Annotated in this window: 19 protein-coding genes and 1 tRNA gene; 6 read left to right on the forward strand and 14 right to left on the reverse strand. The window is 71.4% G+C overall.

Going from position 1 to position 19623, the window contains the following annotated elements:
* Positions 1 to 4: 4 nt before the first annotated feature.
* From ACZ3ZD_RS05690 to ACZ3ZD_RS05700, 3 genes are all read right to left on the reverse strand, one after another.
* Positions 5 to 619, reverse strand: a complete 615-nt coding sequence (locus tag ACZ3ZD_RS05690) for a DedA family protein (protein WP_467393882.1) — start codon at positions 617 to 619, stop codon at positions 5 to 7.
* Between the two features lie 131 nt (positions 620 to 750).
* The gene (locus ACZ3ZD_RS05695; protein WP_467393884.1) at positions 751 to 1194 is read right to left on the reverse strand and encodes a DoxX family protein; all 444 of its coding nucleotides are present in this window, start codon (positions 1192 to 1194) and stop codon (positions 751 to 753) included.
* A 164-nt stretch (positions 1195 to 1358) separates the two neighbouring features.
* Complete coding sequence (locus ACZ3ZD_RS05700) at positions 1359 to 1589, reverse strand: DUF2277 domain-containing protein (RefSeq protein WP_467393886.1); 231 nt, start codon at positions 1587 to 1589, stop codon at positions 1359 to 1361.
* Between the two features lie 93 nt (positions 1590 to 1682).
* Between ACZ3ZD_RS05700 and ACZ3ZD_RS05705 the strand changes: the two genes are divergently transcribed.
* Both ACZ3ZD_RS05705 and ACZ3ZD_RS05710 read left to right on the forward strand, forming a co-directional pair.
* Positions 1683 to 2591: a ketopantoate reductase family protein gene (locus ACZ3ZD_RS05705; protein ID WP_467393888.1), complete on the forward strand. Its 909-nt coding sequence runs from the start codon at positions 1683 to 1685 to the stop codon at positions 2589 to 2591.
* 143 nt (positions 2592 to 2734) lie between these two features.
* Positions 2735 to 3070, forward strand: a complete 336-nt coding sequence (locus ACZ3ZD_RS05710) for a hypothetical protein (RefSeq protein ID WP_467393890.1) — start codon at positions 2735 to 2737, stop codon at positions 3068 to 3070.
* 47 nt (positions 3071 to 3117) lie between these two features.
* On the opposite strand, the gene ACZ3ZD_RS05715 is transcribed toward ACZ3ZD_RS05710, so the two are convergent.
* Positions 3118 to 3189: transfer RNA gene (locus ACZ3ZD_RS05715), tRNA-Val, on the reverse strand.
* A 227-nt stretch (positions 3190 to 3416) separates the two neighbouring features.
* On the opposite strand from ACZ3ZD_RS05715, the gene ACZ3ZD_RS05720 reads away from it, so the two are divergent.
* Positions 3417 to 4784, forward strand: coding sequence for a hypothetical protein (locus tag ACZ3ZD_RS05720; protein ID WP_467394549.1), 1368 nt, complete (start codon positions 3417 to 3419; stop codon positions 4782 to 4784).
* Positions 4785 to 4862: 78 nt separating this feature from the next.
* Positions 4863 to 5474 (forward strand): DUF4383 domain-containing protein, encoded by a 612-nt coding sequence (locus tag ACZ3ZD_RS05725; RefSeq protein ID WP_467393892.1) that lies wholly within the window; start codon positions 4863 to 4865, stop codon positions 5472 to 5474.
* Here ACZ3ZD_RS05725 and ACZ3ZD_RS05730 read toward each other — a convergent pair.
* From ACZ3ZD_RS05730 to ACZ3ZD_RS05740, 3 genes are all read right to left on the reverse strand, one after another.
* The gene (locus ACZ3ZD_RS05730) at positions 5462 to 6562 is read right to left on the reverse strand and encodes an amidase domain-containing protein (protein WP_467394551.1); all 1101 of its coding nucleotides are present in this window, start codon (positions 6560 to 6562) and stop codon (positions 5462 to 5464) included. The two genes, ACZ3ZD_RS05725 and ACZ3ZD_RS05730, sit on opposite strands and share 13 nt — an antisense overlap.
* A 226-nt stretch (positions 6563 to 6788) precedes the next feature.
* Positions 6789 to 8081, reverse strand: coding sequence for a polysaccharide deacetylase family protein (locus tag ACZ3ZD_RS05735; RefSeq protein ID WP_467393894.1), 1293 nt, complete (start codon positions 8079 to 8081; stop codon positions 6789 to 6791).
* Between the two features lie 37 nt (positions 8082 to 8118).
* Positions 8119 to 10338, reverse strand: coding sequence for a transglycosylase domain-containing protein (locus ACZ3ZD_RS05740; protein WP_467393896.1), 2220 nt, complete (start codon positions 10336 to 10338; stop codon positions 8119 to 8121).
* 177 nt (positions 10339 to 10515) lie between these two features.
* Here ACZ3ZD_RS05740 and ACZ3ZD_RS05745 point away from each other — a divergent pair, with 177 nt between their 5' ends.
* A complete protein-coding gene (locus tag ACZ3ZD_RS05745) occupies positions 10516 to 10743 on the forward strand; it encodes an FmdB family zinc ribbon protein (RefSeq protein WP_467393898.1) in 228 nt (75 codons plus the stop codon).
* Between the two features lie 39 nt (positions 10744 to 10782).
* On the opposite strand, the gene ACZ3ZD_RS05750 is transcribed toward ACZ3ZD_RS05745, so the two are convergent.
* Genes ACZ3ZD_RS05750 through ACZ3ZD_RS05760 form a run of 3 tightly spaced genes read right to left on the reverse strand, consistent with a single transcriptional unit; the run spans position 10783 to position 15232 of the window.
* The gene (locus tag ACZ3ZD_RS05750) at positions 10783 to 11595 is read right to left on the reverse strand and encodes an HAD family hydrolase (protein ID WP_467393900.1); all 813 of its coding nucleotides are present in this window, start codon (positions 11593 to 11595) and stop codon (positions 10783 to 10785) included.
* Entirely contained in the window at positions 11595 to 14036 is a 2442-nt protein-coding gene (locus ACZ3ZD_RS05755; RefSeq protein ID WP_467393902.1) for a phosphoribosyltransferase, read from the reverse strand. The genes ACZ3ZD_RS05750 and ACZ3ZD_RS05755 overlap by 1 nt, the downstream gene beginning before the upstream one ends.
* A gap of 29 nt (positions 14037 to 14065) precedes the next feature.
* Positions 14066 to 15232: an HpcH/HpaI aldolase/citrate lyase family protein gene (locus ACZ3ZD_RS05760; RefSeq protein ID WP_467393904.1), complete on the reverse strand. Its 1167-nt coding sequence runs from the start codon at positions 15230 to 15232 to the stop codon at positions 14066 to 14068.
* A 174-nt stretch (positions 15233 to 15406) separates the two neighbouring features.
* On the opposite strand from ACZ3ZD_RS05760, the gene ACZ3ZD_RS05765 reads away from it, so the two are divergent.
* Positions 15407 to 16186: a TerD family protein gene (locus ACZ3ZD_RS05765; RefSeq protein WP_467393906.1), complete on the forward strand. Its 780-nt coding sequence runs from the start codon at positions 15407 to 15409 to the stop codon at positions 16184 to 16186.
* A 25-nt stretch (positions 16187 to 16211) separates the two neighbouring features.
* Here the strand turns inward: ACZ3ZD_RS05765 and ACZ3ZD_RS05770 are convergent, their stop codons facing one another.
* The 4 genes from ACZ3ZD_RS05770 to ACZ3ZD_RS05785 all read right to left on the reverse strand — a co-directional run bounded on the left by ACZ3ZD_RS05770 (position 16212) and on the right by ACZ3ZD_RS05785 (position 19516).
* Positions 16212 to 16949, reverse strand: coding sequence for a TerD family protein (locus ACZ3ZD_RS05770; protein ID WP_467393908.1), 738 nt, complete (start codon positions 16947 to 16949; stop codon positions 16212 to 16214).
* Between the two features lie 88 nt (positions 16950 to 17037).
* A complete protein-coding gene (locus tag ACZ3ZD_RS05775) occupies positions 17038 to 18180 on the reverse strand; it encodes a DUF475 domain-containing protein (RefSeq protein ID WP_467393910.1) in 1143 nt (380 codons plus the stop codon).
* 76 nt (positions 18181 to 18256) lie between these two features.
* Positions 18257 to 18835, reverse strand: coding sequence for a TerD family protein (locus tag ACZ3ZD_RS05780; RefSeq protein WP_467393912.1), 579 nt, complete (start codon positions 18833 to 18835; stop codon positions 18257 to 18259).
* 105 nt (positions 18836 to 18940) lie between these two features.
* Positions 18941 to 19516, reverse strand: coding sequence for a calcium homeostasis/redox stress adaptation protein (locus ACZ3ZD_RS05785; protein ID WP_132783663.1), 576 nt, complete (start codon positions 19514 to 19516; stop codon positions 18941 to 18943).
* Between the last annotated feature and the right edge of the window lie 107 nt (positions 19517 to 19623).

Raw genomic sequence — 19623 nt, forward strand, 5'->3', positions numbered from 1 at the left:
CCGTTCAGGCGACCGGGCGCCGGCGCACCAGGAAGCCCGCCGCCGCTCCCGCGCCGACCAGTGCGGCCAGGGAGACGCCCGTGGACAGCCAGGTGGCGCCGAGCCACTGGGCGCCGTAGTAGCCGAGGGCCGTGCTGTAGGCGGCCCAGGACAGGCCGGCCAGGGCCGACCAGGGCACGAAGTCGCGGGCGCGGCGGTGGGCGGCGCCCGCGCAGAAAGACACGACCGAGCGGCCGGCGGGGGCGAAGCGGGCGAGGACCACCAGCGCGCCGCCGCCCCGGGCGAGGGCCTCGCCGAGACGTTCCTGCGCGGTGGTGAGGCGCCTGGAGCGGGCTATCGCCCGGTCCAGGCGTTCCCCGGCGCGCCAGGCGAGCCGGTAGGCCACCAGGTCGCCGAGGACGGAGGCGGTCGCCGCGGACAGGATCAGGGCCAGGATGTCCGGCACCCCGTGCGGGACCCCGCCCGCCGCCGCACCGGTGCCGGCCGCCGCCGCCATGGCGGCCGTGATGACGAGGACACCGCTCGGGAGCACCGGCAGGAACACGTCGAGCAGGACCGACAGGCCCACCACGGCATAGATCCATGGCCCGGCCGTCAGCGACCCCACGCTTTCCAACACCACGACTCCTGTCACTCCCCCGTAGACAGCCATACAGCGTACGCCGGGGGTGTGACAGGAGTTTCGCGGGGGGTTCGCGGGGCGATCACAGGGGGTTCACACGGTGGCGTCCCGCTCCCGCGGACCGCGGGTCAGACCGTCAGCGGGTCGCGCTCCGCCGCGGGCTCGCCGTCGGCCGCGGCGCGCCGGCCGAGGAGCCGGTCCACGCCGAAGGCGCCGGAGCCGGTGAAGACCAGGAGGAGGAAGCCCCAGCAGAACAGCACGGACAGCTCGCCGCCGTTCTGGATGGGCCACAGGGCGGCCTGCTGGTGGACGTCGAAGTAGGCGTACGCCATCGAGCCGGACGCGATCAGCGCGGCCCCGCGGGTGCCGAGGCCGAGCAGCACCAGGACGCCGGCGACGAGCTGGATCACGGCCGCGTACCAGCCGGGCCAGGTGCCGGCGGAGACGGTGCCGCTCTCGGTGCCCGGGGCGCCGAACAGGGAGGCGGTGCCGTGCACGGCGAAGAGCAGGCCGAAGACTATGCGGAAGAGCCCGATCGCGTACGGCTGAGCGGAGTTGAGACGTGCGGACATGGAGGAGGTCTCCTCTTCGGTGTCGGTCGGGCCGGCCGGGGACAGGCCGGTCGTGGGGGCGGCGGTACCGAACGGAGACCCAGGTTAGGGGAACCTAATCAATGCTTGCAAGTTCAACATACAGCTGACGCAGGTCCAGGGCGGTCCCGCGCCCCGGCAGTCGCCTACTCCGCCCCCCTGACCGACCGCCCGCGCACCTCCAGCCCCCCGAGCAGCTCCGCCGTGGCCTCGGCCACCGCGGCCACCGCCCGGTCGAAGGCCTCGCGGTTGTGGGCGGCGGGGGCACGGAAGCCCGAAACCTTGCGTACGTACTGCAACGCGGCCGCGTGGATGTCCTCGTCCGTGGCCTCACCGGGCAGGACGGGCGGGCGCAGCGTCTTGATGCTTCGGCACATGTGCCCAGTCTGGCGCAGCCCGTCGCGCCCTGCGAAGATCGCTGCCCAGGCGGCCACCGACAGCCGGGGCCGACCATCGAGGGGAACAACTCCATGACACACCCGCTCACCGTGGCCGTCCTCGGCCCCGGCGGCATCGGCGGCCTGCTCGCCGCCCTGCTGTCCCGCTCCGGTCACCGCGTGATCTGCCTGGCCGGCGAGGACGCGGCCGGCACCCTGCGCCGTGGCGGCATCACGGTCCGCAGCCGGCAGTTCGGCGACTTCACGGCGGCCGTCGACGCGGACACCGAGCTGCGCGAACCGGTGGACGCCTGCCTGGTCACCGTGAAGCACACCGCGCTCGACGCCGCGCTCACCCGGGTCCCGGCCGCCGCCCTCGGCGACGCGCTGCTCGTCCCGCTCCTGAACGGTGTCGAACACCCCGCGGCCCTCCGCGCCCGCTACCGTCCCGACCGGGTCGCCCCGGCCGTGATCCGCGCGGAGTCCACCCGGGTCGCCCCGGGCGTGATCGAACACGGCAGCCCGTTCACCGAGATCGACCTGGCCGGGGACGCCGTACCCCGCGCCCGCCTCGACGCGCTGGCCGGTCACCTCTCGGCATCCGGTACGACCGCCCGCGCGGCCGGGGACGAGACGGCGGTCCTGTGGGCCAAGATGGCCTTCCTCGCACCGTTCGCCCTGGTCACCACCCGGTACGGCGTCCCGATCGGCACGGCCCGCACCCGGTACCGGGGCGAGCTGGAGGCCATGGTCGCCGAGACCGCCGCGGTCAGCCGGGCCTGCGGCGCCCCCGCGGACCCCGCCCAGGCCCTGGCGCGGTACGACGCCTTCCCGGACGCCGCCAAGTCCTCCATGCAGCGGGACGCCGAGGCGGGCCGCCCCCTCGAACTCGACGCGATCGGCGGGGCGTTGCTGCGCGCGGCCGAGCGGCACGGGGTGGCGGCACCCGTGACGGAGCGGCTGGTACGGGAGCTGCGGGCGGCCGGCCGTCCGTCCGGCTGAACCCCGGCCGGGCCGGCGCCCGCCGGGAGGTCTCGGGCAGGAGGCGAGGGGAGCGGGCCTACGTTGCGGAAAACGGCCCGCGAATCCGGCGCCACAGCCGTCCACACTCGCCACCTAAAATCGAACAGGCGTAGCATTGCCGCGTGGCTACGACCTATGAATTCCCCAGTGACCTCCTCGCCGGTCAGGAGGAGCTGCATCAGGTCCGGGCCGAGCTGTCGGCCCTGCTGAAGCGGCTGCCCTGGTCGGTCGAGCCGATGGACGGATTCAGCGACGACACCGGCTGGCGCAAGGTGGAGCGGCCCGCGTCCCCGGGCTGGACGGAGGACGAACAGGCCGAGGTGGAGAAGCTGCGGCGCCGCGAGCACGAACTCGCGGTGTTCGTCACGACCCACCGCTTCTGGGCCGAGGTGGCGACGGCGGACCGCGTGGACGCCCGCACCCGCCTGAAACACGCCCACGACCCGGACCAGGCCTGAGCACACGGAAAAGGCCCCCCGGAGACATCTCCGAGGGGCCGACCCGGTGGGCGCGGACGGTTTCGAACCGCCGACATCCTGCTTGTAAGGCAGGCGCTCTACCCCTGAGCTACGCACCCGGAACAGGTCGACAGCCTACCTTGCCCGGGCGGCTGTGCTGCAAACCGTAAAAGCGCCGGAGAACGGCGGGGACCGAGGTCACCGGTGCCGCGGGCGGAAAGTCACGCCCCCTCCCACCGAACTGACCACCCCGTGTCCTCGTCTTCACCGGGTGGGAGAATGGCACCACCCAGCGTGGACCAGGGCACGGGAGAGGGATGTGGCGGCGACACCGGGCACGTCAGTGATGCAGCTGGATCCGTCGTCGTCCGCCGTGCGGGGGCGGCGTGGGGGTGCGCCGTTGCGGGACGTGCTGACCCTGGTCGGGCTGCCCCTGCTGGCCGTGCTGGTGCTGCCCGGCGCGTTCGCCGGGGGTGGGACCCGGCGCTGGTTCGGTGGCCGGGCGGAGGGGCAGCGGGCCGAGGCGCAGGCGGCGAAGGACGCGGCGGCTTCGGCGTTCTACGAACTGGACACCGCGCAGCGGGAGCTGCGGATCTCCGTCGAGACCATCGCGGCGGTGGACGACTCCCCCGCCGCCCGGCGTGCCGTGTCCGACTTCGAGGCGCTGGGCGGCCGGATCGACGAGGCCAGCCGGCGGTACATCCAGGCCGTCGACGCCCATGACCTGGACCGGGACGACCTGGAGGCCGGTGCCGCCGGCCGGGCGCGGGCGGAGCTGACCGCGGCCAGGGACGAGTTGGTGGCGGTCCGGCGGGAGCTGGAGCGGTTCGGTGACTCGCTGGGGCCGCTGCTGGGCAAGGCGGAGACGCAGCTGGCCCGGCTGGCGCCCGCCGTGGAGCGGGCCCGGCAGGCGCTGCTGGCGGCGAGCAACGCCCTGGACGCCGTACGGGAGAAGCGGCTGCGGGCCGATGAGCTGGCCGCGCGGCTGGCGGCCCTGTCGCCGGAGCTGACGAAGCTGAACCAGGGTGCCGGGCGGCACGGGGTGCAGGCGACGCTGGAGCGGGCCGAGCGGGTGCAGCGGGAGGCCGGGGCGATCGCGGCCGAGGCGGAGCGGTTGCCGGAGCGGGCGGCCGAGATCGACCACCGGCTGGTCAGCCTGCGTACCCGGGCGGAGGCGCTGACCACGCGGGCCGGGCAGGTGGAGCCGGTGCTGAGCGAGCTGCGCCGCCGGTTCGCCGCCGCGTGCTGGCAGGATCTGCAGCAGGTGCCCGCGCAGGCCGGGGAGAACGTGCGGCAGGCCGGGGTGAAGCTGCGCGAGGCGCAGGCGGCGCGGGAGGCCCAGCGGTGGGCGGACGCGACCTCGCTGCTGTCGACGGTGCGGGCGCTGCTGAACGCGACGGACGAGGCGGTGTCGGCCGCGGGTGACCGGCTGAGCAGGCTGAACGCGGTGCAGAAGGATCCGCAGGCCGAGATCGAGCGGACCCGGTTCGCGATCCGGGACGCCCAGCGGCTGGCCATGACGGGCCGTACGACGCCCGATCCGCGGCATGCCCGGCCGCTGGACGAGGCGGTCGCCCGGCTGGAGCGGGCGATCGGCGCGCTGGAGGGGCGGCACCCGGACTTCTGGCACTTCCTGACCGAGACGGAAGGGGTGCGCGGGGCCGTGGCGCGGGTGGTGGCGCAGATCCGCGAGGAGCGCGGCGGCGGGCACTGACGTGCGTGTTGCCGGGTGGTGCGGGGCAGCGGATATTAAGAGGACGGATGGCCTCCGCTAGCGCCCGAGGAGGCGGACATGGCCACACACGCAGTGCGTTCGAGGAACGACCGGCCACGGATGCGGCTGGACGACCACCTGCCCGTCGACCACCGGCTGAACCTGGTCTACCGGATCGGCGCGGGTCTGATAGGCGCGTTCCTGGTGGTCTTCGGCATCCTGGGGCTGATCAACCACATCGGTTTCTTCAGCATCGGCGGTGACACGGTGGCCGGGCTGAACAGCAACGGCGCGCTGAGTGTGCTGTCGATCTGCATCGGCGTGGTGCTGCTGGCCGGCATGGTGATCGGCGGGAACTTCGCGTCGACCCTGAACATGGTCCTGGGCGTGCTGTTCCTGCTGAACGGCTTCCTGTTCCTCGGCCTGCTGGACACGACGAGCAACTTCCTCGCGTTCAAAATCCAGAACGTGTTCTTCAGCTTCATCGTGGGTCTGCTGCTGATGACGTTCGGCATGTACGGCCGGGTCGGCCATGCCCTGCCGCACGACAACCCGTACTGGCGGGCCCGCCACCCCGAGGTCACCCCGCAGGAGCAGCGCACGCGGCCGGAGGAGCCGGTGCGACAGGAGCAGCGGGAGGTCGAGAGGCGGCAGGGCCCGCGGCAGCCGGGACCGGGTCAGGTCCTGTAGGCGTAGAACGCCGCGTTCGGGTACGAGGCGACGAGGCTGGCCACCGACCTGTTGAAGGTGTTGGTCGAGTGGTAGCTGACGTACGGCACGCCCCGGCGGTCCCGGGCGGTGACGATCATCGAGTGGTCCTTGGACCCGTCCTTGTTGAAGTCCATCTGGAGCACGTCACCGATGTCCATCTGGTAGACGTTGGCCAGGCTGGTGACCCGCTTGGAGGACAGGGCGAACCAGGAGAACTCGTTGACGCCGACGAAGGAGTCGGACTGGATGTCCGCGTTGCCGAACCACTTGTGGAAGTCGTTCGTGTAGCCGGGGACGTGCTTCCAGCCGCCGGCCTTCAGGACCTGGCTGACGAAGTTGGTGCAGTCGCCGCCCGCGCCCTGCCCGTTGAAGTCCGGGTAGTCCTTGTTGTAGTTGTTCCAGTACTTCTGCGCGTAGGCGACCATGGCGTTGTAGTCGTAGCCGGTCGCGGAGAAGTTCTTGGCGTTGGCGGGCGCGGGCCAGGTGGTGGCGGAGCGGGCCGCCGACGGCGGGCCGTCGTCCGCGGGGGTCTTGACCGACGCGACGGCGGGCTTGGCGACCTGGTTGACCGCGAGGTAGCCGTCGTCGGTGTCCTGGATCCCGGTGAGCTGCCAGGTGCCGTGGCGGTCGGCCTTGAAGGTCAGCTCGTGGTGGGCCTGGAAGCCGGTGGACTTCGGGCCCTTGGTGGGGGCCTTGGCGTAGGCCAGCGTCGTCGTCTCGGTGACGTCGACCTTGGCGCTGCGGCCCGTGACCCGGGTGGCGTCGAGCGTGACCTTGGTGCTGCCCGCGCCGTAGGTCTCGCCGAGCCGGGCGAGCCGGCTGCGGCGCTGGCGGAGCGTGTCCAGGGCGGACTTCTCCTCGCGGGTCTGCCCGCCGGACAGCCGCACGGAGCCGGAGAAGCCGGACGCGTGGCGGGTGTCGGCCGCGTCGGCGCCGTTCACGAGGGCCTGCGTGCGGTCGGTGAAGACCGCGTCGGCCAGCCGCTGGAAGGTGGCCTTGGTGGCCGCGTCCACCGTCGGGTCGTCGGTGACGGCGGCGCCCGCGCTCCAGTTGGGCACCAGGGCCACGCCGGCGACCACCGAGGCGGCCGCGGCGGTCACTATGGCCGTACGGCGGCGCCCACGGCTCAGTCTTCTAGATTTCAATGATGATCCCCTCTACGCCGGTACACCTACCGGGCGAGGGCATCTTGCCACGGCGGGAGCGTCGGATGTGAAGGGGGTTGCACAAGTGGAACCTCCGCCGCGTACTTGACGCGGGGACCGCGCGCGGGGTGACGGGCCGGTCCACGGGTCACTTGACGACGGTGGACCAGTCGGGCGACTGGGCGGGGTCGAGGCTGCGCAGGGCGGCGAGGGTCTGCGGTTTCTGCACGTCGAGCCAGTCGGCGAGTTCCCTGAAGGACACGCACTTGACGCCCTTCTTGGTGCAGACGTTCTTCACCACCTGGTCGATGGACTTCATGTAGATGCCGCCGTTCCAGTCCTCGAAGTGGTTGCCGATGAACAGCGGGGCCCGGCTGCCGTAGTAGACGCGGTTGAAGCCGGCCATGTAGGAGTCGACGGTCTGCTGTTCCCACTGCGGGAACTTGGCCGGGTCGCCCTGGGTCTCGCCGCCGGACTGGTTGTACAGGAAGTTGAAGTCCATGGACAGGCCCTGGTACTTGCCGCTCTCGTACGGCAGCATCTGCAACGGGAAGTCCCATATGCCGTTCTTCTTGGCGGGCCATATCTGGAAGTCGCCCGGGGAGCTGGCGTCGTAGCGCCAGCCGTAGCTCTTGATGGCCTTCAGCAGGTTCGGCTGGCCCTCCAGGCAGGGTGCCCGGCCGCCGGTGACCTCCTTCTTGAAGTCGAAGGGCAGCGGCGGGATGTCCCGGAAGCCGGTGTTGGTCTTCCAGTGCTCCACGAAGGAGTAGAACTGGTCGATCTCGCTCTTCCACTCCTCGACGCTCCAGTCGCCGCCGCCCTTGGCGCCGCAGAAGTGGCCGTTGAAGTGGGTGCCGACCTCGTTGCCGTCCTCGTAGGCCTTGCCGAGCTGTTCCAGGGTGGTGCGGATGTGGTCGTCGGTGGCGTAGTCGATCGCGGCGTCGCCCGGGGAGTGCATGGGGCCGTGGTACATGGACTTCTTGCTCTTGGGCAGCAGGTAGATGCCGGTGAGGAAGAAGGTCATGTGGGCGTTGTACTGCTCGGCCAGCTCCCGGTAGTGCGAGAAGAGGTGGTCGCTGCCCTCCAGGGCGCCGTCCCAGGAGAAGACCACGAACTGGGGTGGCTTCTCACCGGGCTTGAGCGGGACGGGCTTCAACTGGCTTTTCTGGGGGCCCGTGTAGGAGGTGGAGCCGTCGCCGAGGACCTGGGTCCTGCCGTCCCACTGCGGGGTGGGGCTGGTGCTGGGCGCGGTGGTGGGCTTCTTGCCGGCGGCGGCGGCCGGGGTGCCGCTGCTGTCCGTGCCGGACAGCGCCAGGAACCCGGCCACCAGCGAGGCCACGACGAGGAGGGCGGCCAGCGTCAGGACCTGTGGCCGGGTGGCACGGGGCGCACTGCGGCGGGGGGCTCGACGGCGGCCCGAGGACGAGATCTTGCTGGGCATGCGCGGCTCATTCTGCGGGAGGGGAGGGTTCACGGGCTCAGCCGAGGCCCGTCGCTGCCGACCAGAGGGCATACGGGACGCTGTGGGCGGATGTGCCGGCCAGGCCCTTGAGCGGCAGTGGCTCCAGGGAGCTGGTCAGGTCGATCCGGTAGACGACGATCGCGGTGGAGACGGAGTCGGCCGTGCCGACGTACCAGGCGGCGGTGTCCTTGTCGGTGGTGCCGGCCTTGCCGGACACCCCCGTCCGGCCGGCCGCTTCCGGGTGGGCGGTGCGGTAGGAGTCGGTGAGCGCGTCGGTGACCTCCTCGGCCACCTTCTGGCCGATCGCGCGCTTGGGGCGCGGGGTGGCCAGCGGGACGGGGGAGCCGTTGCGGGTGATCCGGCGCACCGAGTACGGCTCGGTGTGGGTGCCGCCGGCGGCGAAGGTGGCGTAGCCGCTGGCCATGCGGATCGCGCTGGGCGTGGAGTTGCCCAGGGACAGGGCCGGTACCTGGGGGCCGATGCTGGAGGACAGCAGTCCGGACGCCTCGGCGGTCTGGCGCACCTTCTCCAGGCCGGTGTCCATGCCGAGTTGCATGAACGGCGTGTTCACCGACCTGGCGAGCGCCTCGCGCAGGGTGATCTGCCCGTACGACTTCCCGCCGTCGTTGTGCGCGGCGACCTTCTTGCCGCTGCGGTCCCAGTACGGCCCCTCGGGCGTGGTGACGGGCACGCCGTCGTCGCCGTCGTAGACGCTGTCCGGGGTGACGGGGGTGGCGGGTCCGCCGCGGGTCTTGTGGACGCCGTGTTCGAGTCCGGCGGCGTAGACGAACGGGGTGAACGCGGTGCCGGCCGGGACGGTGGTCGCGTTGGACTCGTTGTAGCCCTGCTTGCGGTGGTCGGGGCCGCCGTAGACGGCGAGGATCCTGCCGTCCGGGGTCACGGAGGCGGCGCCGTAGTGGCCGTCACGGGCCGCCGCCGGGTTGTCCCGGCCGGCCTGTTTGCGGGCCTTGGTGACGGCGTCGGTGAGCGCCTTCTCTCGTTTGCGGTCGAAGGTCGTGTAGATCTGGTAGCCGCCGAGGTCGAACTGCTTGTCCGTCAGGTGCCCGGACTTCTTGGCGTACTGGGCGGCCAGCTCCACCAGGTAGTCGCTCTGCGCGCCGGTGTTGTACAGCGGGTTGCTCTTCAGCGGCTCGGGGAACCTGGTGTACTTGGCCCGTTCCTGCGGCGACAGCTTGCCGATCTTGACCATGCGGTCGAGGATCCACGACCAGCGTTCGACGGCCCGCGCGTGGTTGGCCTTGCCGAGGGTGGGGTCGTACAGGCCCGCGCCCTTGAGGAGTCCGGCGAGCATGGCCGCCTCGGAGGCGTTGAGCTTGCCGACGTCCTTGCCGTAGTAGGCCTGGGCGGCGCGCTGGATGCCGTAGCTGCCGCGGCCGAACCAGCTGGTGTTGAGATAGCCCTCGAGGATCTGGTCCTTGCTCATTTTGTTGTCGAGCTTGAGGGAGATCATCGCTTCGGTGAATTTGCGGCTGATCGTCTGGTTCTGGGTGAGATAAACGTTTTTCACGTATTGCTGGGTGATGGTCGATCCGCCCTCGGTGTCCCCCTGGCCGAGGGTGCGGAACACCGCGCGGGTGATGCCCTTGGCGGATATGCCCGGGTCCGAGTAGAAGCTCTCGTTCTCGGCCGCGAGCACCGCCCAGCGGACGTCCGGGGGTATGTCCTTCAGCGGCATCGCCTGCCGTTGCACCCAGCCGGTCCGGGCCATGGGCGTGCCGTCGGACCAGAAGTAGACGTTGTCCTGCTGGGTGGCGTACGAGTTGAGGTTGTCCGGTATGTCGGTCATGGCGTACGCGGTGACGAGGAACGCGCTCACCAGGCCGACGGAGGTCAGGACGGCGCCGATCCACTGGCGCCAGGAGGGTATCCAGCGGCGCCAGCCGGCGCGGCCGGGGCGCGGGTAGACCGGCTTCAGGCGGCGCGCGTACGGGGCCGCACGGCGCGCGTAGGGCGCCAGTGGGCCCAGCAGGCGGCCGACCGCCTGCGCGGCCGCGCTCGCGGTCTGCTCCCGTCCGGCGGAGCGCGCGCTGCGCCGGCGCTCGGCCCGGCTGCCGCCCGGAGCGGCCGGCTCCGGTGGCGGTGGGACGCGCAGCTGCATGGTCTCGTCCGCCCTGAGGGCGTCGACTCTCAGATGCAGGGTCTCGTCGGCGCCCGAAGGCTTCTCGCTCCGGCCACCCCCCATGGAGCCGTCCTCCCCCTGCGACGCATTCGTCACGCCTGCGTCTCCCTCCGCACTAGATCTCGCTCGCGCGGGTGAGCTGAGCATCCTCGCAACGGCGTTCACAAATTATCAGTAACGTTTTCGAATGCCCTGCACATGTGCCGGATGGAAAGCAACACTCATGAAACATTGAGACGCCGCCGGCCGGGCCGCGGCGGCTAACCTGGGCGCATGCCTCGCTACGAGTACCGCTGCCGGACCTGCGGCGACACCTTCGAACTCAGCCGTCCGATGGCTCAGTCCGCCGCCCCCGCGAGTTGCCCCGCCGGCCACGACGACACGGTGAAGCTGCTGTCGACCGTGGCCGTGGGCGGCGTGTCGAACACCACGTCCGCGCCCGCGCCGAGGGCCGGCGCGGGCGGCGGGGGCGGCTGCTGCGGCGGGGGGTGCTGCGGGTAACGCCGTCGCCCCGAGCCGGCCTGATCCGAAAGAACGGACCTAGGCCGGCTGCCGGGCCGCGGTCAGGAACTCCCGCAGGATCCGCTCGCCCGCCAGGACGCCCCGCTCCGGCAGCGCGCCGATGCCCGGGGCCGTCCAGCCGGCGTCGGCCAGTTCGCCGTGGGCCGGGCGCCAGCCGCGATCGGCGGCGAGCAGCAGGTCGGCGTCGAGCAGGGAGTCGCCGGCGGCCAGCGTCAGTTCCGCGCCGGTGCGCCGGGCGACCTCGCGGACGGCCGCGCTCTTGGTGAGCGGCTTCGGTACGGCGTAGAGCTTGCGGCCCTGCAGGGACACCGTCCAGCCGCGGTTCTCCGCCCACACCGCCAGCTCCTTCACCCAGTCAGCGGGCAGCAGCTCGCGCTCGACCACCAGGTAGGCGAACAGGTCCTCGGCGGTCCGGTGCTTGCGCACCCACACGGGGTCGGCGGAGCGCAGCAGGTGCTCGCCGACCTCCGCCAGCGGCGCGCACTCGGCGGCGAGCCGCGCCTGCACGCGCGCGTGCCAGTCGGCGTCGGTGACCCCGTCGACCAGCAGGTGCCCGCCGTTGGCGCAGATCGCGTAGGCAGGCGGCGGGCCCGGCAGGTTGATGCGCTGGTACTGCTTGCGCGTCCGGGTCGTCGTCGGCACGAACACGGCCGCGTCCCCGAGGTCGGTCAGCAGCCGGGCCGCGGTCTCCGTCATGTAGGACAGCGGCCTGGACTCGTGCACCTCCACGCACAGCAGCCGGGGCGCCCGTGCGTCGGGCATGGTCAGCGCGAGGGCCGCCGAGGAGTAGATCAGCGTACGGTCGAGGTCGCTCGCCACCAGCACCGGCATCAGACGTTCACCGCCCTGCCGTCGGCGCCCGTGGCGCCCCGGGTGTAGCGGGGGTGGATCAGGCCGACGCAGGAGTACGGCAGGTCGCCGACCTCCTCGACCGGCACCCCGCGCTGCTCGGCGAGCAGCCGCACGTGGTCCAGGTCGGCGCCGGCCCCCGCCCGCGCCAGGATCTTCCACGGCACCCGGCGCAGCAGCACCCGGGTGGTCTCGCCGACGCCCGGCTTGACCAGGTTGACGTCGTGGATGCCGTACTCCTCGCTGATCCGCTCGACCGCCCGCCAGCCGGCCCAGGTCGGGGTGCGGTCCGTGGCGAGCAGCTCCTTCACCGCGCCGTCCACGGCGTCGGCGACCTCCGGGAAGCGGGCGGAGACGGCGTCGAGGAAGGCCACGGAGACGTCCGCGCCGGCGAGTTCGCGGTAGAACTTGGCGCCGTGGAAGTCGCGCGGGCCGACCAGGTCGGCGCGCAGGACCGTGCGCGAGATCAGGCCGGAGACGGTGGAGTTGAGGCAGGCGGAGGGGATGAGGAAGTCCTCGCGGGTGCCGTAGGTGCGCACGCAGGAGCCGGGGTCGGCGAGGACGGCGATCTCCGGGTCGAACCCGGTGACGCCCTCGGCGGTCTCGAACTGCTCGACGGCCTCGGCGAGTTCGCGGCTGATCGCGCCCTTGCCGGTCCAGCCGTCGACGAAGACGACGTCCCGGGGGTCGTGGTGGGCGGCGAGCCAGCGCAGCGCGTTGGCGTCGATGCCCCGGCCGCGCACGATCGACACGGCGTAGTGGTCGAGCTCCAGTCCGTGCCGGAACTGCGCCCAGCGGCGCATCAGGATCCCCACCGGGGTGCCCGCGCGGGCCAGGGAGACCAGCACCGGGCGGGGCGACCGCTCGGCGATGACGGTCTCGGTGACCACGCCGACGGCCTGGGCGAGCCGGGCGGCCGACGCGTCGAGCGCCGTGTGGAACAGCTCCTGGTAGCGCTCGCTGGGCTGGTACTCCACCGGCAGCGACTCGGCGTAGTGCGCGCCGCCGCTCTGGACGGCCTCCTCCCGCTCCTCGGTCGGCGCCTCCAGGGGCACGTCGGACAGGTCCTGGAGCAGCCAGCCGACCTCCTGCGGGGCGTACGAGGAGAACGCGGGGCCACGGAGGGGCTCGGGCGGCATGACCGGCCTTTCGACAGTGCCCGGGACGTACGAGGGTACGACCGCGAGCAGGACGTGCGGGACGTGCGCGGCGAGGCGGGCCAGCAGGCCGTCGGGCGCGTGCAGGGCGGGGGTGTCGGCGACGGAGTCGACCACGGCGACGACGGCGTCGAAGCCGGCGCCGGCCACGTTGTACGCGTACCGCTCGCCGGGGCCGTCGGCCGGGTCGTCGTGGGCGGGGAAGACCAGGCGGGTGCGGATCGCGTAGCCGGGGTCGTCCACCGCGAGGACCGGCGAGCGGGTGGTGGTGGAGAACCGCACCTCGGCGTCCGTGTCCCGCTCCAGCTCGCGGGCGAGCCGCAGCGGGGCGTACATCAGCTCCTCGAAGCCGAGGACGAGGACGCGGCGGGCGCCGGCGGGCAGGGCGTCGCGCAGCCGCCCGGCCATGGCGGGCAGGGCCGCTTCGAGGCGGGCCCGGTGGGCGGGGGTGAAGCCGTGCCGGCCGCCGTCGGGCAGCCCGGGCGGCCAGCGCAGGTCGACCCGGCGGGCTCGCGCGTGCGCGTCCCCGGCCGGTTCGGTCCCGGCGGACTCGTGGCGGGCCACCAGTTCCCGCCCCTTCTCCAGCACCCCCTCGGGCAGCCGTACGGTCCCACAGGCGGCGGCGACGAGATCCACCCGCGCGCCGATCTCCCGCGCGAACCGTTCCAGCCGGCCGGCGTCCTCGGCCGACCGCATGTCGACCAGCGCCACCACCACGTACCGCTCGCGCGGGTACCGCTCGTGCAGGGCGCGGATGGTGTTGAGCACGGTGTTGCCGGTGGAGAACTCGTCGTCCACCAGCACGAGCGGCCCGTCCCCGGCCAGCAGCCCGGGATCCTCGGGGAGCAGCAGGTGGGACGTGGCGTGGGAGTGCGACTCCTCGAACCCGCCGGCGGGGGCGACCCCGGGCACCGGCCGCCGCGTGGAGTGCAGGTACGGCGCCGCGCCGAGGCCGTCGGCCACCGCGTGCCCCAGTCCCGTCGCGGTCTCCGCGTAGCCGAGGACGACGGCGGCCGCCGTCCGGGCCTCGCCGAGCAGGGCGGCGACCCGGCGGCCCAGCCGCACCCCGTGGTCGTAGACCACGGCCGGGGACTGCGGCACGTGCTTGCCGAGGACGTTCGAGACCAGCAGGTGGGCCCGCTTGGGGTTGCGGCGCAGGGCGAGCCCGAGCAGCCCCGGCAGGGTGTCGTCGCCCACGAGCCCGACCCCGAGTCGCTCGGCGACCCAGCTGCCGGACCAGACCCCGTCGTTCACTGCGTTGTTCATGCGTTCCTTGGAGAGGTGGCGATCAGGGTTCAGCCGGGTATGCCGGCGGCGAGGAGTTCCACGAAGCCGACGTCCTCGTTGGCGACGCCGAACACCTCGGCGCGCAGCAGGGTCCGCTCCGCCCAGGCGCGGTGCGGTTTCACCTCGTTCATCTTGTTCGTGTACGCCGACCGCAGTACACCCCCGCCGCCGCGTTCCGGCCGCAGGATGTCCTGGGCGTCGCTGAACTCCTCGTGGCTGACCACCGAGAGCGCGTGCACGGGCAGGACGTGGGAGGGGTGGATGCAGGTCTTGCCGAGCAGACCGTTGGCCTGGTCGAGGGAGATCTCCCTCAGCAGCCCGTCCATGGCGTGTTCGATCAGCTTCTCGCGCAGCTCGGCAGCCTGTATCTGGACGAACGGGCTCTGCCGGAGCTGCGGCTTGAACATCCGCTCGGGTACCCGGAAGTACTCCCAGACCGGGCCGGTGACGGTGAAGCCGGTGCCGTCGGCCCGGCCGAGCATGTTCACGACGTCGGCGATCACGGAGGCGACGATCTGGACGTCGTACGCGGTCATGTCGGGGGCGCGGCGCAGGCCGTAGGAGGAGCAGAAGTCGGTCACGCCGAGGCGGAGGGCCAGCACCCGCTCACGGTACTTGTCGACCGCGCGGGAGATGCCCTCCAGGGTCTCCACCCGCGACTCGCGGTAGAGCAGCTCGGGGGTCTCCAGCACGGGCATGGCGAAGAGCCGCCGGCCGCAGGCCTTCTCGGCGGCGGTGAGGGCTTCCAGGAAGGGGATGCCGCGTTCCTCGCCGAACTTGGGCAGCACGAATCCGGACAGCAGGCGCACGGCCGGGCCGAGCCGGTGGACCAGGTCCGGTATCTGCTCGGGGGTGCGGACCCGGATGAACAGCAGCGGCGGCTCCACCCCGGGCCGGCCGGCGAGGTCGGCGAACTGCCGGACGAGGTTGTCCTCGCCGGCCCCGACGTCCGCGTCGTCGATCGAGTCCTCCAGGCACAGCACCATCGAGACCACGCCGCCCGCCGCCTGTCTGACGATGTCGTCGGCGAGCCGGGGCCGGGTGGCCGGGCTGTAGAGCGTGGCGCCCAGGGCCGCGGAGAGCAGCCGGGCCGGGGAGTCGGCGGTGAAGGCGCACGGCTCCTGGTGGAAGAGGTGCTGTCGCACCTCGGGGGCGAGGTGCCCGAAATGACGCATAGGACTCCCTAGGAGCGCGAGCCGATCCTCTGGATTCGGTAAAGGGTGGCCGGTAATAGTACGTAGGGATCCCTGTCCGGAGTTCCCTGCGCACATGAATTTCCGGTAACCCGCCCATGTCGGCGTCAACCCCCCGCATTGTCGTGACCAGGACCGAGAGGGCAGGATGGCCGCATGACGCACGCGATGCTGAAGGGGTCGAACGTCCCGCTGGAGGCCACCACGGTGCGCGCCGTGCTGCGCTGGACGCCCGGGCAGGACGTCCCGGACGTGGACGTGTCGGCACTGCTGCTGGGGCCCGACGGCCGTGTGCGCTCCGACGAGGACTTCGTCTTCTACAACCAGCCCCGGCACCCCTCCGGGACGGTGTGGCGGCTGGGCAAGAAGCGGATCGCCGAGGGGCTGACCGACGCGATCCAGTCAGACCTCTCCGGTGTCGAGCCGGGGGTCGGCCGGATCCTGCTGGTGGCCTCCGCGGACGGGATGCCCTTCGACAGGGTGCCGGCGCTGTGCATCCTGCTGTACGACGCGGCGGTCGCCGCCGGGGAGCCGCTGGCCCGGTTCGAGATCAGGCCGGAGACCGGCGCGGAGACGGCGCTGATCTGCGGTGAGCTGTACCGGCGCGGGGAGGGCTGGAAGTTCCGCGCCCTGGGCGAGGGCTACTCGAACGGGCTGAAGGGGCTCGCCACGGACTTCGGTATCTCGGTGGACGAGTCGGAGGGCGCGGAGGGGGCCGAGGGGGCGGAGCCCGCGGCCGAGCCGACGCCGTCCGGGCCGTTGCCGCCGGAGCTGCCGACGGCCTCGGTGCCGGCGCCCGGTGAGCCGCCGACGGCATCGGTGCCGGCGCATCCGCCCGCCTACGGCTATCCGCAGCCCATGCAGGCGCCGGTGGCCGTGCCGGGGGACGCCTACTTCCGGCTGCCGCCGCAGGGACCGCAGTTCATCGGGCGGTAGGGCGTCCGCCGGCGGCTCGGGGTGGTCATCTGTCGGCCTTCGTCTTGTAGCCCCTGCCCCACTGCAGGCCCCAGCCGTAGAGGCGGTCGAGTTCGCCCTGGAAGCCGTAGACGAACTTGACCTCGCGGCGGACGATCAGTTCGCCCCTGACGTTCTCGATCATGACGACGGCGCAGGAGCGGGCCTGCGGGTGGCGTTCGTCGAGCCCTATCTCGATCCGGGGACCGTTGCTGGGGTAGAGGGTGACGACGGCGTGGGTACGGTCGAAGGCCGGGGTCTGGTCGTAGATGTAGACGAAGACCAGCATCCGCTTCAGGGCGTCGCGGTGGTCGAGGTTGACGTACATCGTCTCGCCGGACGCCGAGCCGAACCGGTCATCCCCGCTGAGTTTGATGTACGGCGGTGCGTTGACGTCGCCGAGATAGCCGCCGAGGGGCTGTACGACGCCCTTGGTGCCGTCGGTCAGTTCGTACAGGCAGCCGAGGTCGAGGTCGACGTTGACCATGCTCTGGCCGTGGCCGAGGACCTCCGGCGGCTTCAGGGCCCTGAAGGGGTGCCGGAACAGGCTGGTGCGCTGGGTGGCGTCGAAGTCGGAGGTCCGCATCCGCCAGGAGAGGTTCACGCGCAGGTGGCCGGTGGCCGCTTCCTGCTTGGTGAGGGACACCGTCTGGTGCCGCTTGGTCAGTTCGATGGCGTTGGTCGACGCGTTGCCCGAGTCGAAGTCGGTGGCGCGCCCGCCCAGCAGTCCGTCGAAGAAACCCATTCCCGCCCCCAGGTACCCGTTGTGACGCCGATGGGGCGGCCGGCCGTGCCGGCCGCCCCGTTCGAAGCGTTCCTCACCGTCCGGGCCGTCACACCCCGGAGGAGACCTCGGCCTTCTCGTCGGTGCCCTCTTCCCCCGCCGCGGCCAGTGCGCGGTTGCGGCGGACGGAGGAGAGGAAGGACCAGGCGATCAGGACGACACCGACGAGACCGGTGACGACCTCGTTGATCTCGTGCTGGATGGTGACCATGAGGATCACGGCGAGGGCGCCGATGGCGTAGTGGGCGCCGTGCTCCAGGTAGACGTAGTCGTCGAGGGTGCCCTGGCGGACCAGGTAGACGGTGAGCGACCGGACGTACATCGCGCCGATGCCGAGGCCGAGGGCCATCAGGACGATGTCGTTGGTGATGGCGAAGGCGCCGATCACACCGTCGAAGGAGAAGGACGCGTCCAGGACCTCCAGGTAGAGGAACATGAAGAACGCGGCCTGGCCGGCCAGGACGACCGCCGAGCGTTGCTTTCCGCTGCGGGCGGCCTCTTCCTCCTCCTCGTGTTCGCGCTCCTCGTCTTCCTCGAGCTTGTCCTCGAAGTAGCCGGAGAGGCCGCCGACGACCAGGTAGGTGATCAGGCCGGCGATCCCGGCGATCAGGACCGTCTGCGCCTTGTCGACGTGGGCGCCGCCGTGCTGGTGGGCGTGGGTGGCGAAGGTGAAGGACGTGATCAGCAGGACGATCAGGGCGATGCAGACCGACAGCATGTCGACCTTGCCGAGCTTGGCCAGGGGCCGCTCGATCCAGCGCAGCCACTGGATGTCCCGGTCCTCGAAGATGAAGTCGAGGAAGATCATCAGCAGGAACATGCCACCGAAGGCGGCGATCGCCGGGTGGGCGTCGGTGACCAGCTGCTGGTAGCGGTCCTTGTTGTTGAGCGCGAGGTCGACGGCCTCTATGGGACCCATCTTGGCGCTGATCGCGACGATGACGACGGGGAAGACCAGCCGCATGCCGAAGACGGCGATGAGGACGCCGACCGTCAGGAAGATCTTCTGCCAGAAGGCGTTCATCTTCTTCAGGATGCCGGCGTTGACGACCGCGTTGTCGAAGGACAGCGAGATCTCCAGGACGGCGAGGATCGCCACGAGTCCGAAGGCGGTCCACCCCCCGTAGAACACCGCCGCGACCAGGCCGAGCGCGGTGATCGCGAACGACCAGCCGAAGGTTTTCAGAAGCACTGGCTACCCCATCGTGTGTGGGGGGCACCTCCCAGACGAAGTCTGGGGGAGGATCTCCCCCGGGCCGTACCGAGTTTTACGAAACGTTGACTCCGAAGTCTAGGGCGATGCCCCTCAGGCCCGACGCGTACCCCTGACCCACTGCACGGAACTTCCACTCGCCCTGGTACCGGTACAGCTCACCGAAGATCATCGCGGTCTCGGTGGAGGCGTCCTCGCTCAGGTCGTAGCGCGCCAGTTCCTGGCCGTCGGCCTGGTTGACGACGCGGATGAAGGCGTTGGACACCTGGCCGAAGGTCTGGCCGCGCTCGTCGGCCATGTGGATGGAGACCGGGAAGATGATCTTCTCGCACTGCTGGGGCACCCGGGCGAGGTCGACCAGGATCGACTCGTCGTCGCCCTCGCCCTCACCGGTGAGGTTGTCGCCGGTGTGCTCCACGGAGCCGTCGGGGCTGGTGAGCTGGTTGTAGAACACGAACCACTCGTCGCCCAGCACCCGGTTGCCGGCACCGCACAGCAGGGCGCTGGCGTCCAGGTCGAAGGGGGCGCCGGTGGTGGACCGGGCGTCCCAGCCGAGCCCGATCATGACGTTCGTGAGGTTCGGTGCCGCCTTGGAGAGGGAGACGTTGCCTCCCTTGGCGAGTGTGACGCCCATGCTGCTGGTCCTCCCCTGGTGGTGCTTCCCTGGTTGTCCTGCGCGTCCGGCGCCGCCCGTAAACGGTGCGGCGCCGGATGTGCGGGTGTCGTGACTGTGCCGGGATCAGACGTTGACGCCGAAGTCCTGCGCGATGCCGCGCAGCCCCGAGGCGTATCCCTGGCCGATGGCGCGGAACTTCCACTCCGCGCCGTGCCGGTACAGCTCGCCGAAGACCATGGCCGTCTCGGTGGAGGCGTCCTCGCTCAGGTCGTAGCGCGCGATCTCCTGTCCGCCGGCCTGGTTGACGACGCGGATGAACGCGTTGCGGACCTGGCCGAAGGACTGCTGGCGGTTCTCCGCGTCGTAGATCGACACGGGGAACACGATCTTCTCGATGTCGGCCGGGACGCCGGCCAGGTTGACCTTGATCTGTTCGTCGTCGCCCTCGCCCTCACCGGTGAGGTTGTCGCCGGTGTGCTCGACCGAGCCGTCGGGGCTCTTGAGGTTGTTGAAGAAGACGAAGTGCTGGTCGCTCGCGACCTTGCCGGAGTTGTTCAGCAGCAGCGCGCTCGCGTCGAGGTCGAAGTCCGTGCCGGTCGTCGTGCGCACGTCCCACCCCAGGCCGACGATGACGGCGGTCAGGCCCGGGGCCTCCTTCGTCAGCGATACGTTGCCGCCCTTGCTGAGGCTGACTCCCACGGGTCCTCCATGTGGTGTTCCGGGGCCGGGAGCCCCGTCGTGCTTCGGATATGGGATCAACGTGCCGATCCTAGTGACGGGTTCCCGCCCTCCGCCGTCCCTGAAGC

It is taken from the genome of Streptomyces sp. NPDC023481 (assembly GCF_055560195.1).